Origin of the sequence: Pseudoalteromonas luteoviolacea (assembly GCF_001750165.1) — a bacterium.
Classification (GTDB): Bacteria; Pseudomonadota; Gammaproteobacteria; order Enterobacterales; family Alteromonadaceae; genus Pseudoalteromonas; species Pseudoalteromonas luteoviolacea_G.
In genome coordinates this window covers 3,276,445-3,294,516 of the sequence record NZ_CP015411.1, presented here as the reverse complement: position 1 = coordinate 3,294,516, position 18,072 = coordinate 3,276,445, and the positions used below count along the sequence as shown (strand labels likewise).

At 42.6% G+C, this 18,072-nt stretch carries 16 protein-coding genes; 14 read left to right on the top strand and 2 right to left on the bottom strand.

The genetic code is table 11. The features are described 5' to 3' along the window. Positions 1-7 precede the first annotated feature (7 nt). From mmsB to S4054249_RS13855, 4 genes are all read left to right on the top strand, one after another. Complete coding sequence (gene mmsB / locus S4054249_RS13870; protein WP_046357799.1) at positions 8-898, top strand: 3-hydroxyisobutyrate dehydrogenase; 891 nt, start codon at positions 8-10, stop codon at positions 896-898. 24 nt (positions 899-922) lie between these two features. After that, positions 923-1,684, top strand: a complete 762-nt coding sequence (locus S4054249_RS13865; RefSeq protein WP_046357800.1) for an SDR family oxidoreductase — start codon at positions 923-925, stop codon at positions 1,682-1,684. 246 nt (positions 1,685-1,930) lie between these two features. Then, positions 1,931-2,464 carry a hypothetical protein gene (locus S4054249_RS13860; RefSeq protein ID WP_046357801.1) on the top strand — a complete coding sequence of 178 codons (534 nt, stop codon included), beginning with the start codon at positions 1,931-1,933 and terminating at the stop codon, positions 2,462-2,464. 251 nt (positions 2,465-2,715) lie between these two features. Then, positions 2,716-4,746: a S9 family peptidase gene (locus tag S4054249_RS13855; RefSeq protein ID WP_046357802.1), complete on the top strand. Its 2,031-nt coding sequence runs from the start codon at positions 2,716-2,718 to the stop codon at positions 4,744-4,746. A 74-nt stretch (positions 4,747-4,820) separates the two neighbouring features. Here the strand turns inward: S4054249_RS13855 and S4054249_RS13850 are convergent, their stop codons facing one another. Continuing rightward, positions 4,821-6,032: a bifunctional alpha/beta hydrolase/OsmC family protein gene (locus S4054249_RS13850; protein ID WP_046357803.1), complete on the bottom strand. Its 1,212-nt coding sequence runs from the start codon at positions 6,030-6,032 to the stop codon at positions 4,821-4,823. A 32-nt stretch (positions 6,033-6,064) separates the two neighbouring features. Then, positions 6,065-6,949, bottom strand: coding sequence for a pirin family protein (locus S4054249_RS13845; RefSeq protein ID WP_230851857.1), 885 nt, complete (start codon positions 6,947-6,949; stop codon positions 6,065-6,067). A gap of 1,219 nt (positions 6,950-8,168) precedes the next feature. On the opposite strand from S4054249_RS13845, the gene S4054249_RS13835 reads away from it, so the two are divergent. The 10 genes from S4054249_RS13835 to S4054249_RS13790 are packed head-to-tail and all read left to right on the top strand — an operon-like array spanning position 8,169 to position 18,064. After that, complete coding sequence (locus tag S4054249_RS13835) at positions 8,169-9,788, top strand: HAL/PAL/TAL family ammonia-lyase (protein WP_046357806.1); 1,620 nt, start codon at positions 8,169-8,171, stop codon at positions 9,786-9,788. Positions 9,789-9,828: 40 nt separating this feature from the next. Beyond that, positions 9,829-10,101, top strand: a complete 273-nt coding sequence (locus S4054249_RS13830) for a phosphopantetheine-binding protein (protein ID WP_046357807.1) — start codon at positions 9,829-9,831, stop codon at positions 10,099-10,101. A gap of 14 nt (positions 10,102-10,115) precedes the next feature. Next, on the top strand, positions 10,116-10,595 hold the full coding sequence (locus S4054249_RS13825) for a MaoC family dehydratase (protein WP_046357808.1): 480 nt from the start codon (positions 10,116-10,118) through the stop codon (positions 10,593-10,595). Beyond that, positions 10,592-12,130, top strand: a complete 1,539-nt coding sequence (locus S4054249_RS13820; protein WP_046357809.1) for an AMP-binding protein — start codon at positions 10,592-10,594, stop codon at positions 12,128-12,130. The genes S4054249_RS13825 and S4054249_RS13820 overlap by 4 nt, the downstream gene beginning before the upstream one ends. Further along, on the top strand, positions 12,117-14,354 hold the full coding sequence (locus tag S4054249_RS13815) for a beta-ketoacyl-[acyl-carrier-protein] synthase family protein (protein ID WP_046357810.1): 2,238 nt from the start codon (positions 12,117-12,119) through the stop codon (positions 14,352-14,354). Before S4054249_RS13820 ends, S4054249_RS13815 begins: the two co-directional genes overlap by 14 nt. A 2-nt stretch (positions 14,355-14,356) precedes the next feature. After that, positions 14,357-15,130 carry an ABC transporter ATP-binding protein gene (locus tag S4054249_RS13810; RefSeq protein ID WP_046357811.1) on the top strand — a complete coding sequence of 258 codons (774 nt, stop codon included), beginning with the start codon at positions 14,357-14,359 and terminating at the stop codon, positions 15,128-15,130. Further along, complete coding sequence (locus S4054249_RS13805; RefSeq protein ID WP_046357812.1) at positions 15,123-16,223, top strand: ABC transporter permease; 1,101 nt, start codon at positions 15,123-15,125, stop codon at positions 16,221-16,223. The genes S4054249_RS13810 and S4054249_RS13805 overlap by 8 nt, the downstream gene beginning before the upstream one ends. Continuing rightward, positions 16,220-16,639 (top strand): 3-hydroxyacyl-ACP dehydratase FabZ, encoded by a 420-nt coding sequence (fabZ, locus tag S4054249_RS13800; RefSeq protein WP_046357813.1) that lies wholly within the window; start codon positions 16,220-16,222, stop codon positions 16,637-16,639. The genes S4054249_RS13805 and fabZ overlap by 4 nt, the downstream gene beginning before the upstream one ends. Continuing rightward, entirely contained in the window at positions 16,632-17,351 is a 720-nt protein-coding gene (locus tag S4054249_RS13795; protein ID WP_046357814.1) for an SDR family NAD(P)-dependent oxidoreductase, read from the top strand. The genes fabZ and S4054249_RS13795 overlap by 8 nt, the downstream gene beginning before the upstream one ends. Beyond that, positions 17,348-18,064, top strand: a complete 717-nt coding sequence (locus S4054249_RS13790) for an SDR family oxidoreductase (RefSeq protein WP_046357815.1) — start codon at positions 17,348-17,350, stop codon at positions 18,062-18,064. The genes S4054249_RS13795 and S4054249_RS13790 overlap by 4 nt, the downstream gene beginning before the upstream one ends. Positions 18,065-18,072: the final 8 nt, after the last annotated feature.

The following is an 18,072-nucleotide window of genomic DNA, read 5'->3' as shown; positions in this document are numbered from 1 at the left end:
AATAAAAATGGCAAAAGTTGGATTTATTGGCCTAGGCAATATGGGTGGCCCAATGGCTGCAAACTTAATCAAAGCAGGGCACGATGTCACTGTATTTGACTTAAATGAACAAGTGGTAAATCAATTAGTTGAGCAAGGTGCTAGTGCTGCTAAGAAAGTATCTGATACCTGCGCAGGCGCAGATTTTGTGATCAGCATGTTGCCTGCGGGCAAACATGTTCGCTCAATTTATACTGGCGAAGATGGATTAATCAACTACCTTAGTAAGTCGGCACTGGTTATTGACTGTTCGACAATAGATGCAGAGTCTGCTCAGTTTGTTGGTAAAACATTGGCAAATGCGGGCGTATCTTTTGTTGATGCACCAGTGTCTGGGGGTGTGGCAGGAGCCGCTGCTGGGACGTTGACTTTCATTGTTGGTGGACGCGACGAAGAATTTGCCAAAGCGCACACAGTATTAAAAGATATGGGTAAAAATATCTATCACGCTGGGGATATAGGTGCCGGGCAGGTCGCAAAAATTTGTAATAATATGCTGCTGTCAATTTTAATGGCAGGGACCAGCGAAGCACTCCAAATGGGTGTAGATCACGGCTTAGATCCCAAAGTATTGAGCGAAATTATGCTCAATAGCTCTGGGCGCAATTGGACACTTGAAGTGTATAACCCATGCCCGAATGTACTGGACAATGTGCCTTCTTCAAATGAGTACAAACCGGGTTTCATGGTGGATTTGATGGCAAAAGACTTAGGACTTGCAATGCAGGCCGCTCAGCAGACAAATTCAGCCACCCCAATGGGCGCACTGGCTAAAAATCTGTATAACCTGATGCAAAATCAAGGCAAAGGGTCGGAAGATTTTAGTGCGATATTTAAACTTTTCTCTGAAAAGTCTTAAAACGTAAAGGTTTAAAATTTAATTATGAATGTAGAAAATAAAACGGTTGTGATTACTGGGGGCGCGCAAGGTTTAGGTCTTGCTATGGCACACAAAATGGCGAGCTTGGGTGCAAACCTTGCACTTGTAGACATGCAAGAAGAAGTGTTGCATGCAGCAGTTGAGGAGCTTAGCCAGTTTGATGTAACCGTTAGAACTTACGTTGCAAATGTGAGTATTGAAAGTAACGTAGAAGAAGTATTTGATAAAATTGTAGAAGATTTTGGCTCGCTATCTGTGCTTATCAACAACGCGGGTATATTACGTGATGGCTTATTTGTTAAAGTCAAAGAGGGCGAAGTGATTAATAAAATGTCACTTGATCAGTTCCAATCTCTGATGGATGTTAACCTAACTGGCGTTTTCCTCTGTGGTCGTGAAGCGGCTGTCAAAATGATTGAGGCAGATCAAGGTGGCGTGATTATTAACATGTCGAGTGTGGCGCGTGCTGGTAATATCGGCCAAACTAACTATTCAGCTGCAAAAGCTGGCGTTGTGGCGATGACTACCACATGGGCAAAAGAACTTGGTCGTTATGGTATTCGTGTCGGTGCAATCGCACCGGGTGTTATCCGTACTAAGATGACGGATGCGATGAAGCCAGAAGCAAAAGAACGCTTGGTCAAAATGAAGCCGGTTGGCCGTTTGGGTGAAGCGCAAGAAATTGCTCATACTGCACAATATATCATTGAAAACGAGTTCTTTACCGGTCGTGTCGTCGAAATTGACGGTGGTATTCGACTTTAAAAAAATATCGGATATTTTCGTTGTTTTGTAATAAAATATCGTTAATATTCAAAGTATTCGCATACTTATGTTCCTTTATCTTCGAAAGAAGAGAGTGTGTTGAATAAAGCGGTGGGGGTGTGTCCCGCCGCTTTTTTAATTTAAGCCCCTCAAGTTTACACCTTATTCCCTTTTGTGTTTTTAATCGTAACAGGTTACCCTTGCTCAGTTTGTAAGTTTTATAACCAAAATGGCTGGGTTTTTACCATGATTCAGAAGATACTGCTTATTACTGTGTTGCTCACTTTAATCTCTGCGTGCCAATCTAATCGCGCCATCATTAAAGATATTGATGCGATCCATAAGCAAGAAAAAAAGGGCATTAAGCTCTATCATCAAAAAGCATATCACGAGGCATTTGAGGCGCTCGGCGAACTTGCTACATGGGGCTATAAAGATGCACAGTATTATTTGGCATTTATGTTTTTAAAAGGCCAGCACGTTGAGCAATCAACATTAATTGGTATGGGTTGGTTAGGTGTGGCGGCCGAGACCGGCATTGAAGAGTGGGTCAATTTTTATGATGCACTCTATGCGAAAGCAACCCCTCAGATGCAACAGCAAATAGACAAAGTCGTTGCTGATTACAAACGTAAATTTGGCATGAAAGCGCAATTCGTAACTTGTCGAAATTCCACAACCGTAGGGTCAAATAAGATCGCTGTAAAATGTACCAAAGAAGATAAAATCTCTACAGTTTATCCGCTGGATTTGCACGAAGCGCAACTTAATCTAAACTAATTGGTTTGTACTAAGGTCAACCATAGTGTTTTTAGAAGTTACTGTGGTTGATTATTCTCCTTAAAATTGACGTCATGATGACGTGTCTACACTTTGAACTACTTTTTCACGTGTCTTAAGTTATTGTTTTATAATCTTTGAATTTTTATTTCTCCTGATTGTTTTCTGATAAAAGGGTTTGTTCACTGGCCGGATGGTATTGGTCGTTATACAAAGAAAGCACAGGAGGAATAACTAAGAAAAAAACCAACATGGTTGCAACTATATGTGTTGCAGCAACCTGTGCGTTCAATACTGAAGTTGTGCAAGCTGCCAATGAAGAGTATTTACAACCAGAAGACTACTTTGAACTTAAATATGTCGATCAGGTGGATGTCTCAAATGCAAGCAATGATATTTACTTCGTTAAAAATCAGTTCGATAGAATCAATGATCAAAAGACTAGCCATGTTTGGGTTTATCAACAGGCAACAGAAAAATTTCAGCCTATCGATATTCAATCTGATGCGAGCTTTGCGCCAGTATTAAGCCCCAATCAAAAGATACTGGCTTTTGTTTCATTAATAGATGGCAAGGCTCGTATTAATTTTAAAAACATCCAAACGGGTCATATTCATCATTCACCATGGTACCCGAGCATGCCAAGTAATCTTGCATGGTCACCTGATAATCAAGCGGTCGCTTTTACCATGTTTGTCGAGCAATCAAGGACGCTGCCTATTCCATTGAAAAGCAAGCTAGGTAACGCTAACTGGGCTCCAGCGCCAAAACTGATTGAGTCGAACCGGTATCGTTTAAATGGGGCTGGGTATTTCAAGCCGGGAGCGAGCCAAATTTTCCTGCAATCAACTACCGCGAGCGCACCTCAGCAGCTGACAAAAGGCGAGCACAATCATAGTGGGAGAATGAGCTTTGCACGGAACGGGAAAGGCATTTATTTTTCTGCAAAGCGTTATGCCAACCCCGAGTTTTCACACTTCAATACCGACATACATTATTTAGATTTAAAAACCCACGCAATAACAAGCGTTGTTGAGCGCGATGGCCCCGATGATATGCCGGCCGTATCCCCTGATGGGCGATACCTTGCCTACACCGGTTATGATGACAATGGCATGATTTATCAAAATAAAGCGTTGCATGTAAAAGACTTGAACACAGGTGAGGTGTCTGTTTTAACTGCGGGGCTTGATAGAAGTGTGGCATGCTTGCAGTGGCGACACGACAGCGCAGGCATCTATTTCAGCTACGATGACCAAGGAAAAACGCAGCTAGGTTATAGTGGTTTAGCTGGTGAGTTTAAAATGCTGACTGACAGGCTCGGTAATATGACTTCTGGTCGATCTTATGCAGGAGGGGAGTTTGATGTGGCAAATAATGGCATGGTTGCATTTCCTATTGCTAATACTCAACGGCCGCCGGAGCTAGCTGTTTTGAGTGAGGGTAAAATCAGCACACTCAGTGACTTTAATGGTAAGTTTTTAGATACTGTGACGCTTGGTCAGGTGGAAGCGTTGTGGAGTAAATCAAAATATGATGAAAGGCCTATTCATGGTTGGGTGATCTATCCGCCCAATTTCGATAAATCTAAAAAGTATCCATTGGTATTAGAAATACATGGTGGCCCTATGGCGAACTATGGTCCGCATTTTACTGCTGAGCTACAAATGCTGGCGGCCCGTGGATATGTTGTCCTTTACATGAACCCGCGAGGGAGCGATTCGTATGGTAATGAATTTGCTCAGTTAATTCATAATAACTTTCCTAATCATGAGTACGAAGATTTGACCAGAGGTATAGACGCGCTTATTGAGCGAGGCTTCATAGATGAAACAAAGCAGTACATTATGGGCGGCTCTGGCGGCGGAATGATCGGTACTTGGATGTTGGGTAAAACGCAGCAGTTTGCAGCGGCTGCGATTATGAAACCTGTAGTCAATTTATATAGCTTTGTGCTGACTTCTGATTTTTATCCTATGTTCCCAAAATACTGGTTCAATGGTAAACCTTGGGAAAATACGGAACATTATTTAAAGCACTCGCCTATTACGTACATGAATAACATCAAAACACCGAGTCTATTGATCACGGGAGAGGCAGATTATCGCACGCTAATCTCTGAAACAGAGCAGTTTTATCAAGCATTAAAGTTACAGAATGTTGATACTGCTATGGTGCGAATGCCGTATATGAGCCACGCGTTAACAGCAAGACCATCATATCTGCAGCAAAAGTTAGAATATATTTTATGGTGGTTCGATAAGTACAAAAATAGGCTTTAAGGTAAATAAACTGCTGCAATATTCAAATCACTTGGCGATGCACAACGCATCGCCAGTTTGAGTGTCCAAGCCTATTAGGCAACATTGACTAACTGTGTTTTGACTTCAATGTGATTATGCAGCGTTTTATGCACGGGACACTTATCAGCAATGGCCAGAAGCCTTTGCTTTTGCTCTGGTGTTAAATCACCTTCAATCTCAACTTTGCGAGTGATAAGCTCCGCGTAACCGTCTTTTTGCTCACAGTTGTCACAGTCTTGATGATGGTTTTTTTGATGCTGCAACGTGACTTTAATGTGCTTGATAGACAGGTTCTTATGGGTCGCATACATGCGCATTGTCATCACAGTACACGTACCCAAAGCAGCTAGTAAGTGCTCATAGGGGTCAGGACCGAGATTTTTTCCGCCGACTTGGGTTGGTTCATCAGCAAGCCAGCTGTGACTGTCACTGATAACATTTAAGGTAAATTTATGATCTTTTTCGCTGACAACAAGGTGGCCATTCTCAACGGGGTCAGTTGCGGTTTTAGGAAGCGGTGCAATGTATTTGCTGGCCCAGCCAGAAATTGCAGTTGCAGCGTACTCTGCATCCTGCGTTCTACTCAATAAATGATCTGCATTGTCTAAAGAAATAAAACTTTTAGGGTGCTTAGATGCCATATAAATCGATTCTGCCTGCTCAATGCTAACCACATCATCAATTGGGCTGTGCATAACAAGCAGTGCCTTATTCTTTAATGTGTGTTGTGTCTTACTATGCGTATCTAAATCATCTAAAAACTGTTTTTTGATGTTAAAAGTACGTCTACCGAGTTGAACCTGTGCTTCACCAGTTTGCTTTATCTGCTCAATATGAGCTGAAAAATTGTGCGCAACATGTTTTGCGTTTGCCGGTGCGCCAATGGTAACGACTGCTTTAACCTCCTCAATTTGGTCCGCCGCTGCTAATACCGCAGCGCCGCCTAAACTGTGCCCAATAAGTAGTTGAGGCGCATGAAGGTTTTGGCGCAAATAGTCTGCTGCTGCATATAAATCATCTAGGTTTGAGGAGAAGTTACTATTAGCAAAGTCCCCATCGCTGTTACCAAGCCCAGTAAAGTCAAAGCGCAATACCGCGTAACCATGCTTTACCAAGGCTCTTGAAATACGAGAGGCTGCCGCAATGTCTTTACCGCAAGTAAAGCAATGTGCAAATAGCGCGACTGCTGTGATATGTTGAGTTGGGCGCTCCAGTAGCCCTGCAAGCGTATTTCCATTACTGACAAATTCAATTTTTTCTCTCATTACCTTTCCTCAAATTAATCAAAGCTAGATTGTTAGCGCAGTGGCTGAGCTTTTGGTTTGCCTGCTGGCAGCGGAACGTATTCACGGTCATCATCGGGTATGGACGGAAAGTTGCCTTCACGCCAATCATGCTTGGCTTGCTCTATACGCTCTTTACTAAAGGAGACAAAATTCCAGTGTATATAAGGTACATTTTCCCATTTATCGCCGCCCAATAAGATCAGGCGGGTATCTCTGGTGGTCGTTATATGTGTCTCTTCTTTCGCTAAGAGTACTAATTGTCCTGGCGAGTAGGATGCGCCAGAGATGGTAACTTCACCAAAAATTACATATAAAGCCGTTTCTTGATCTGGGTTGGGCACTTCGATGATACGCTGTAGTGGTGCAATTACATCTACATAAAACATCTCAGAATAGGTTGTTATTGGTGACTTGAGGCCATAAGCCTCACCAGCAATAACCCGTGTCATGATGCCATTATGTGTGATCTGCGGCAGATCATGTCGGCTTATGTGTTCAAAGCTTGGGTCGATGTCAGAGTATTGTTCTGGCAGGGCAATCCATGATTGCAAGCCATTAATGGAATGATCTTCCCCTCGAACTTCAAGGGTTTCCCTTTCTGAGTGCACAATGCCGCTTCCTGCCGTCATCCAATTTACGTCACCTGGGGCTATCTCTAATTTATTACCCAAAGAGTCACGGTGCAGAATATGTCCCTTAAACAAGTAAGTTAAGGTTGATAAGCCGATATGAGGGTGAGGTTGAACTTCAACCCCTTGGCCTGCTGGAAAGTGGGTCGGGCCCATATGGTCGAAAAAGATAAACGGGCCGACCATACGCTTTTTCATATGTGGCAGTAGCCGATTAACTGTTAAACCGCCAATGTCGTGCGTGGTTGCTTTGAGTATTTGCGCCACAGAATGAAACTCCATGAAGGTTAGAAGTAATAAATGTATAAGTCAGATAGTAGTTTCAAACTACTTTGGCGTAAAACTTAAAAATTGGGATGAGTTGTTCGGATTTTTAGTGTTTTCTTTTCAATTGTATGATGCTTATTGGTATGGCGGTTAAAAGGATAGTGTTTACGAGCGATATTTAAGCACTGTGTGCAATAAAGTGGGTGGTGAGCTTTTACAGTATGTCACTAAAGTGACAGAATTGTGATGATTAAAACGGACTAGACGCAGAGCCAAAGTATGATTTTTGATTATAAAACAGTCAAAACGGTCGGGTTCTGGCTTTTTTGATCAATAATTGAACTTTAGTTGCTTTGCCTGAAATAATTAATAAAGAAAAATAAAGAGGTTATTTTTCTTTTTTTTTGCCCGTCATAAAAACTTAATTGTTGATAAAATCGGCATTTTTGGCGGAATTATTGGATCGTACCTTCTATGGTTACTTGTGAAAATGAAAATGTTTGCACAAAAAAGTATCAATTCATAAAAATATAAAATTATGCCAAAATCTCCTTTCTATTCCGTGAATATTCTACTTCATGTATTCATGTAAATGACATAATTAATTAACCATAATAGGTACTAAAAAGTTGTTTTCTTATCTGTTTTTTTTGAGCATATATTCTAAATTTGTTTTTATGAGTTTATTTATATGGATAAATCATATGTCAAACTTATTTTTATTAATTTGATATTAATTCTAAAGCGCCTTTTATTTTAAACTTTATTGTAATAATTAATACATACTTGAACGTGTGCTGACCCTTTTGAGCAAACAAAACCCAGCTTAACCTTTCACTTTGCATACGTTTTTTAGAAATTTTTCCCCTACCATCGCTTGTGTTTTTTTTGTTAAATATGGCTGTTTTATCCACTATTTTGTAAAAGTTTATAGCAATAAATGTGTTTGGTGTAATTCTTGTGGGTACTATTGATTGATTAATTGTAATGGTGTAAAAAATGACACACACGCTTTTGGGTGGGTGGTTCAGTTACTGAGCGTTGCTTTTCCAGTTGAGCAAGATCAGTAAAAAGCCATGTGAGTGACTTAAAGTTTGCATCAGGAATCATTATTTATAATTCTCAATGATGCATGTGTTATTTATATTTAATCGGATTATAAAAGTTAAATATAAATTAAAAATGACCGTTTTTTTAATTGTTAAAGGAAGCAAGAAAAATGAGTAATGATCTCTCTTTTTCAGAATCAAAAGTTGAGTCTGAAAGTAAAGTAGTATCAACAATAGATATAGACTTAATAAGCCAACTAACACTTGAAGATATCAAAAAATTTATCAAGGAAAACTATCCAAAAGTACAGTTGAATGGAGAGGTTCACAAATCACTCATTGAGAATAACCGCCGATATATTGATCAGCGTATTTCTGATAGGGATGACATTTATGGCGTAACGACTGGGTTTGGTAATTCGGCCAGTAATCGAATTTCGCCAATCATGTCGCAAGAACTACAAAAAAACTTAATGGCTTACCATGGCTGCGGTGTGGGTGAGTACCTCAGTGAGCGTGATTGTGCTGCGACTTTACTTATCCGTTTAAACTGTAATGCACGCGGTTATTCTGGTGTAAGCTGGGAATTGCTTAAGCAGATGGAATTGTTTTTACAACACAATATATTTCCTGCTATCCCAGCTAAAGGTTCTGTGGGGGCTAGCGGTGATTTAACGCCACTTTCATATATTGGCGCAGCGTTAAACGGACAAAGGAATGTATATTACAAAGGCGTGATCAGACCGACTGCTGAAGTTTTAGAAGAACTCAATATCGCACCGTATGAACTCAAAGCCAAAGAAGGTTTGGCAATCATGAATGGCACCTCAGTTATGAGTGCAATCGCTGCCAATACCATTAATGAAGTTGATACTGCCATCGATGTGTCATGTAAATTGATAGCACTATTTGTTGAGCTGATAGATGGTAGAGCATCACCATTCCACCCCAAAGTGCACGAGTTAAAACCACACCAAGGACAAAGGTATTGTGCTGATTTAATTTACAAGCGTTTGTCTAACCCTGAACAAAGGCTTGGACGCAGGCAGCGAACAGATGACCAAGTGATTGAACATGGCTTAAAAGAGAAGTTCCGCTTGCAAGATAGCTATTCAATTCGCTGCTCTCCTCAGGTGCTGGGCTCTCTGGTAGACACGTTGAATTGGGCAAAGTCAGTACTTCAAGTAGAAATCAACTCTGTTAATGATAATCCGTTGATTGACCATGAAAGTGATTTAATTCTGAACGCGGGTCATTTCTATGGCGGTCATGTTGCTGCAATTTGTGATGCGCTAAAGCCGCAAGTAGCTAACATGGGTGCATTGTTAGAGCGCGAGTTGGGCATTCTAGTTGACGATAGATTAAATGGTGGCATTCCAAATAACCTTGTAGCTGTTGACGACTTAGGTGATAAAGCTTGGATCAACCACGGCTTTAAAGCGATGCAGATCAGCGCATCAGCACTGGTTGCAGAGGCACTCAAACAATCTGGCCCTATGTCGGTTTTCTCGCGCACGACTGAAGCCCTAAACCAAGACATCGTGAGCATGGGCACCATCGCAGCGCGTGACTTACAAACCATTTTATCTCTCGTGAAATCAGTGATTGCAATTCAAGCGATGGCTATTCGTCAAGCTTATTACGTACTTGATAAAGACCAATCGGCAGAGAAGCTTAACTCTTTATCTCGTCCTTTCTTTGATTCACTTGCAGCGACCTTCTCGCCAGTTATACAAGACCGAGCATTAGATGGTGAAATTGAAGAAATGGTCGCCTTCTTATTCGATTAACCACTGATTTAATTAACTTTTTATTAGCTAAGGAAGAACAATGAATAGTACACAAGACATCATCACCTTTATTAAAACTGACATCTTAATTGAAGAACTTGAAGTTGCCGATTCACTGGAAGAAATTGATGAGCACGCAGAGCTTGTCGGTGCGGGTTTAGATTTAGACAGTATTGAACTTTTGGATTTAGTTTCAGCGGTTGAGAAAAAATACGGACTGAAGTTTAAAGAGTTTCCAAGTGAACTTGTGCAGCAAAAAATGTCATCAATTCATTCTTTAAGTGAATTTATTTCTGAGCAATTAGCAGCATAAAAGTTGAGGTGGTTATGACTCTTTACACGGCTGGAAAAACGTATAGGGAAATCAATGAAGGAGACAGTGCAGTACATTCTAAGACAATCTCCGAGGCAGATGTTTATAGTTTTGCTGGGATCACTGGAGATTTTAATCCGTTACATGTCGATGCCGTATTTGCACAGCAAATGGGGTTAGAAGGCAGAATTGCCCATGCAGGGATAGCGCCAGCCATGATTGCGCAAGTTATTGGCATGAAGTTGCCAGGTGTGGGCTCTATGGTGACGAAGATGACCGTAAGCCATCATGCACCTTTGTATATCGGTGACACCATTTATGCGCAAGTCAAAGTGTCTGAAAAATTACCAAATCGGCACGTACGTTTGGCAATTACCATCGTAAATCAGAACAAAATCTTGATTTGTAGTGGTGAAGTCGAAGTCGTGCCGCCTAAAGCATCGTTCAAAAAACGCGTTGCAGCAATTGAATTACAGGAATTGGTAACTGAATGAAGGATTTTGAAGACTTAATCAATCAGGTACGTCGACAAATTATTATCTCGGTTGAACTTGAAGAGTCAGAAATAGCGCAGCTATCAAATGATGATGATTTATTGGGCAGTCCTTTATTTCTAGATTCAGTCGATTTATTACAAATTTATGCTGATTGTCAGCGTAAATTTAGTGTTGTGTTCAATAACGCCGACTATGAAGGGACACATACTGTTCGCAGCATTGTTACCCGAACTATATCGGCAAAAGCGACCAAAAATGCAAACACAGACAGTGCACTGTTTTATTCCTCAGATGGTAATCGTTATAGTGATGCTGAGTTTAAGCAGCATATTGCCCAATTAATCACAGCACTGCAAAGCGCAGGTTTAGATAAAACCAAGCCACTGAGAGTATTGGATGTAGATCCCGTCAAAATGATGATGGTGATGGTTGCCGCGGTGTTAAGTGGTCATAAACCGTTATTGAGTGCACAACCTCAAGGTGAAAATGCGGTGAGCTTTGCTGATTTAGCATCAAAGCAAGGTGAAGCGCCATCATTGCCTGACTCATATACCATTTATCAGCAGTTAGCGACTTTGTCGCAAAAGGCTGTGATTTTCTTTGAAACGTCAGGCAGCACAGGGGTTCCTGTACGCATTGAAAAGTCATTAGCGAGCATGGTGCAAGAAGTCGAAGCGCTGACGACGTTATTTGATTTTAGCGTGCTGGATTTAATCGATGCGTATGTGTCACCTGTGCACATGTATGGGTTTATTTGGAGCTTTTTGTTGCCACTTAAACTCGAAACACCAGTAATGTATCAATCAAATACACTATTGCGACCAGTGTCTGAGACGGTGAGCCATGTTATGGCGGTGAGTGTGCCAAGTATTTGGCAAAGCTTGTCAGGCGCATTGACGGCTCAATACCGCTACATCGTTAACTCGGGTGGTAAGTTTGGTGAGCAAAGGGATGTACAGTTTGCCAAGCTAGTTCAAAGCAAGCTTCCTGAGCTGCAAGGCATTGATGTGCTGGGCAGCACTGAAACAGGAGCGATTGCCTATCGCATGATAGGTCAAGACAATATTCAAACATACCAGCTACTGCCAACGGTCAGTTTGCAACCATCGGATGATGGACATCTGATTTATTCTGACTTTTTACCATTGGGAGTCGAATGTGCGCCGCTGGATGACAAAATTGAATTACTCGCCAATAACAAGATTTTACATCTGGGTCGCAAGGACAACGTTTTTAAGTTTAAGGGCAAACGTTACTCGTTAAAGGCCATTGAAGATAAGCTCTCTCAGCTATTTTCCGGGCATGATTTGCGAGTATATTTCATCGATCAAGCACACAACGTGCGTGGCGGAGAGCTGATAGCGTTTGTAGCTAAAGCGTCATCACACTTTGACATCACAGATGAAGTCAGAGCGTTATTCCAAGATTTACCCATCCCCAAAATAGAATTCATTGATGAGTTACCTACCAATGCAATGGGCAAAGTGACATTGCAGGGTTTACAGGAGAAAGTAAGAAATGCCAGAGTGTAAATCACAAGTTGTGATAACCGGATATGGTGTAATTTCTTCGTGTGGTGATAATGCACAAGAGTTATATGACTCAATGCAATCACAGCGCTCGGGAGTTGTACCACTAAGCTGTTTTGACGTCACTGGCTTGCCGAGTGATATTGCGGGCATTGTTCGCTCAGTGCGAGAAAAGCATCAAGATAAACAAACTGATTTACCTGATTTTTCAACCCTGTTTGCCATTGAAGCGATAGAAGAAGCACTGAGTGCAGCAAATCTCTCTCGTCATACCTTGGCGAATAAGCGTGTTGCATTATGTGTCGGCAACGCAAACACAGGGATGGAAAAGCTGGAACAAGGCATCATGGAAAACCTGTATGAAGGCCTTGTAGAGTACCCAGCGCACAAGCAAAGTGACAACATAGCCAAACATTTTGGCGTGCTAGGTCCTGTATTAACCTTTACCAGCGCATGTACATCGAGCAGCAGCGCACTGGGTTTTGCCAAACAGCTTTTAGACAATGACATGGCTGATGTGGTGATAGCGGGTGGCACAGATGCCTTGGCAAAAACGATTTATGCAGGCTTTCATTCTTTGCAATCGGTCGCACCTGAGGTTTGTTCTCCCTATGATGTAAAAATGGGATTAAGCCTTGGTGAAGGGGCTGGGTTTTTAGTCCTAGAAAATCACAATCATGCACAAGCTCGAAATCAAAAGGCTGTCATGCAACTGGCAAGCACTGCGTCTAGTTTAGATGCCTTTCATGCAACTGCACCAGAGCCAGAAGGGGCAGGTGTGAGACGCTCATTTGAGACAGCTTTGCGCTCAAGTGATGTTAACCCTGAAGACCTAGATTATGTCAATACTCACGGTACTGGTACTCCCGCTAATGACGGTGCGGAGCTCAAAGGTATTTTTGCTGCGCTGAACTCTCAAGATAAAGCATCCATTCCAGTTTCAAGTTCAAAATCGTATTTTGGTCATACGTTAGGCGCTGCGGGTGCCATTGAGTTTATTTCTGCATTGGTCGCTATTGAAAAAGGGCAACTACCTTCGACTTTAAATGGTGATGATATTCGCGAAGATTGCCAAGGCCACAAAATCATAGTGAATGGACTGATTGACCACAGTGTTGAATGTATCGGCGCAACCAATTCAGCATTTGGCGGCCACAATACCACCATGCTTGCTCGTAAATCTGTTTCAGCTATCTCTAAAGTTGAAGGGAAAAAGGTTTATATCCTTGGTTACGCTGGCATTGCTGAACAAGGTGGGTACAGCAACGGTTCTGATCAACCTTTGCTTAGCTATGATGGAGAGTTTGCGTTAAAGCCTTTCCAACCGAAGCTGTATCGTCGCCGTATGAGTACCATAGGTCAATATGCCATTGGCGCATCATACCTAGCCTTTAGCGGTGCGGATGTGGATTACAGTGACGCTGAAAAACCACCAATAGGCGCCTATTTCGGCACTACTTTGGGGGCATCTCAAGTACAGCAACGCAATTTGTCTGACTTGCAAGAATATGGACCGACAGGAGTCAAGAGCACTTTGTTCCCAGATACCGTGCTCAATGCACCGCTTGGGAACCTCGCTTTGGCATTCGATTTAAAAGGCTGCTCTGCCAATTTTAGTGACTTGGGTAATGAAGGTATGCACGCACTGTGGCATGCATTCATGGATTTAAGTGAAGACAAAATTGCCTGTGCTTTGGTGTGCAGCGCAGAGGACAAGAGCGATACATCCGATTTAGTTTGGCAGCAAATGCAAGTGGACGAGCACAGGTTGGCAAGTTCTGCCAATGCGCTGATCGCGGTCAATGAACAAGACCCTCGCGCGAGTCGAGCACTTGCGCAAGTGAGTGAATTCAATGCAGGTCGTTGGGTGTTTGATGAGGACAGCCAACAGTGGAACTGTGCAGCACTTGCGCAACTTACAGTCAAACCAGATTTGCTCGTCCTTTCTATGGTTAACACAGAACAATTTGAGGCGATTTCAAAAGCGCTAGAAACGCAGTTTCCAAATACACAAGTGATTAATGGCAGAGCGTATAAAGAATCGGGTATTGCGTGCCAAAGTCTTGATGCAATCAGCCTTGCTACCTGTGCACTGAACGGGCGGATGTTTATGGGCCGTGAAGTGGCACTGCAAAATACCAGTAAATCCGAGTCTGTTTTGGTGATGAGCGTGAATACACAGCTCAGTGCAACGACATGTTTGGTGTCGACAGTAAAAGGGAAATAGAGATGTCAGCAGTCATTGATGTAGCAGACTTAAAGAAGTCTTATAACAAGAATAATACGCTTGTTTTAAAGGGGTTATCTTTCCAAGTTAAAAAGGGGCAATGCTTTGGGTTACTGGGTCCAAACGGGGCTGGTAAGTCAACCACATTGGAAATATTACAAGGTCTGAAAAAACCAACGTCTGGCAAAGTCAGCTTATTTGGCATGGATTGGAAAGATAATGAAAAGCAGATCCGCATGAAAATCGGTGGACTGTTGCAGTCCAATAGCCTGTATGGCAGAACCAAAGTAAAAGAAGCAGTCCGTTTATTTGCCAGCTTCTACAAAGATCCGATGGATGTGGATGAGTTGATTGAACGCTTTGGCTTAACTGATAAAGCGAATGCGTGGCTAGACAGCCTCAGCGGCGGTCAGAAACAGCGTGTTTTTTTAGCGATGACCATCGTGGGCAAACCTGAGCTGATTTTTTTAGATGAGCCGACCACGGGTCTTGATCCAACCAGCCGTCAGAGTTTTTGGGAAATAATCAAATCACTCAAAGAAGAAGGCATGACGGTCATTCTCACCACGCATTATATGGATGAGGCGGATTACCTGTGTGATGAGTTACTTATTATTGAGCAGGGTCGGATCATTGAGTCAGGCACGCCTGATGCCATTATCCACCGCACCTTTACCGATCCGGTTATCAGAGAGCCACGCAAAGCCACGCTCAATGATGTGTTTTTAAAACTCACTGGCCACGAAATTCTCAAGCAGGAAACAAGTCATGCCTAGTAACATACTGACAAGAAAGCCCTTTTGGCAGCTAATGCTGCTCAATATCCGCCCATTTTTCCGCGAGCCTGCCACCCTGTTTTGGACTTTTGGTTTCCCCATTTTTATGGCGTTGCTATTAGTACAAGCCTTCTCGGGTGAGAAGCCGATGGCAGAAGTAAATGTGGTTGTTATTGAGCAGGAAAAAATAGATGCCGATTGGTATCAAGCCATTGAGAAAGACAAAAAGGTCAGCATACTCACCATTGAAGATGCAGCGCTGATCGCACGGATTAACGCGCATTTTGCGGAGCCTACCTCGGAAGTGTCTCCGGGAGAGGGGTTATCTTCCATTCTTTCAAGCCATGGTGATGTGCTGATTTTGACGCCTAGCGGCTTGTTTTCAACACGCAACAGTCATGAACAAGCAATTGCCTTTAGCCATGTCATGGCACTTCAAGACCAAGCCCGTAAGCCGTATCTTGATGGGGTGATTGATCTTCAAGGGTTCAGATACATTGATTGGTTGATCCCCGGCATCATCGTACTGCAGATCATCGGTATTGGTATCACATCAATCTCCAATGGATTGGTTTCAGATCGTCAACAGGGCTTTTTTAAGCGCTTGAAGTTATCTCCTTTTAGTCGTCTGGATTATGTGATTGGCATTGTCTTCGCCAGAGTATTCTTATTGATATTCCAGCTGGTCGCCCTGTTTGCGACTTTCTACTTTTTATTTGGCTATCAGCCCCTTGGCGATTGGTTGAGTATCTTAACCGTGCTGTTGTTGGGCTCTATCGTCTTATGTTTAATTGGCGTGCTGGTTGGTGCGCGTAGCCAAAAAGTGGAAGTGGCGACGGGCATCTCTAACTTACTGTATTTTCCGTTGATGTTTTTATCTGGGATTTATTTTGACACCTCTAATTTTCCGCAGACGATTCAGAACATCGTTCAGTGGTTACCTTCTACGGCATTTTTGGATGCATTTCGTTTAACCGCCAATCAAGGCGCATCGCTTGCTGAAGTTTCAGTGCAAGTGCAAACCCTCGCTGGGTTTACCGTGGTGCTATTGGTGATGATTTACTTTTTATTCGACTGGGGAGATGAAAAATGATTTCACCGGATAATTTACCGCATAAACCGCCATTTAAGTTTGTTGATAGAGTCGTCGAGGTACAGCCGAATGAGTCTATTATCGCACAAAAGTTCATTGGCTATAACGAACCTTGTTTAGAAGGGCACTTCCCTGATGAACCTGTGTTCCCTGGCGTATTGATTGTTGAGGCGATGGCTCAAGCCAGTGGTCTATGTATTACGGGTAAGTCTAAAGGCGTGATTGCAGGGATAGACAAGGTTAAGTTTTTAACACCTGTATTACCCGGTCAGGTATTGGAAATTCGTGCCATGGTAGAGATTGCGTTGGGTGAGCTTGTGAAGTTTAAAGTTGCAGCTTGGGTTAATGAACAAGAAGTTGCGAGTGCACGCATAGCCATTCGATATTTAGAGCAGATAGGAGAAAAGGATGTTTAAAGGGAAAGTCGTCATAGTGAGCGGCTGCTCCAAAGGCATCGGGTTGGAAATTTGCCGCCAGTATCTCGCTGAGGGCGCAAAAGTCTACGGGATTGCCCGTTCGAGTGTACCTGATGAGCTGCAATCTCACCCTAATTTTATGTGGTTACAGGGATCAATATCTGATAATGGCTTTGTGATAGATAGCATTGCGACCATCAAAACGCGAGATGAACGCATTGATATTTTGGTCAATAACGCAGGGATTAATCACGATAGCTTGATACAACTGATGGCCCTGGAAGATTGGCAAAAAGTACTGACGACGAATTTAAACGGCACGTTTAATTTATGCCAACAGGTGCTGCCGATTTTTAAAGCGCAGCAATTTGGTCGAATTATTAATATGGTCTCAAAAAGTGGCGTGGTCGGGCGTGAAGGGCAAATTAACTATGCCACATCTAAAGGCGCCATTATCGGTATGACCAGAACCATCGCGCGCGAGTATGGTAAAGACAATATTTTGTGTAATGCCGTCGCTCCGGGTTTGATTGAGACACAAATGGTGGACAGCGCAGAGCAGTCTATTGTTGCGCCTATTATTGAGTGTACCAGCGTGAGGCGCATGGGGCAGTGTAGTGAAGTTGCACGCACGGTTCTGCACCTCACATCAGATGCGCCAAATTATCAAAATGGAGAAGTCATCCATCTGGATGGAGGGTTTTTAATATGAGTGCGGTGCAATCTTTATTATTGGTACAAGCAGAAAGTGAGTTTGATCAGGCGGTGGTTGATCACTATGCCAGTGCAAACATCAATGTGATTTTGATAGCGCCCTCAGCGCAATTTCAATCGCAAAACGTGTCACTACCCAGCTTGTCACTGGCTGAAATCAAAGCGCAAGATGAGCCTGATATTCAGTTGCTATTGACCGAAAAAGGCATGCTCGATAATGGACAGTCACTGGTTGTTATCCAAGGTGTGCAGTGCGCAAATGAGCAGGCGCTGTTCACAGATGAGAGTTGTTTGGCGCAGATAACAACCTACTTAGATAATACTTTTTTAATCTATCAAAGTCTGGCGACGTTTGTGAAAGAAGTGGGCGCAAACATTGTTTTCCCTCTGTATTCGGACAGTTTGAGTTATCTCGGGCACGAGGTGAATTCAGTGGCTAACCACGCTTTGAATGCATTTATGAAGACCCTAGCCAGAGAGCTGACGAGCGATACCGTATTCATTAACAGTGCTGTGATCCCTTATTTAGCAAAGGATGAAGCTGAGCGAAAGAAAATGCGCCGTGCATTAAAGCGTTCAGTATTCGGTATGCGACCAACTGTATTTTTGCAGCAGGACTTTATCGAGTTTATCGCTCACTTTTCACACTACAACAAAATGATGACAGGGCAGTGTATGACCATGCGCCCGAGCACAGAAATATCCGTTTAACAATTCAA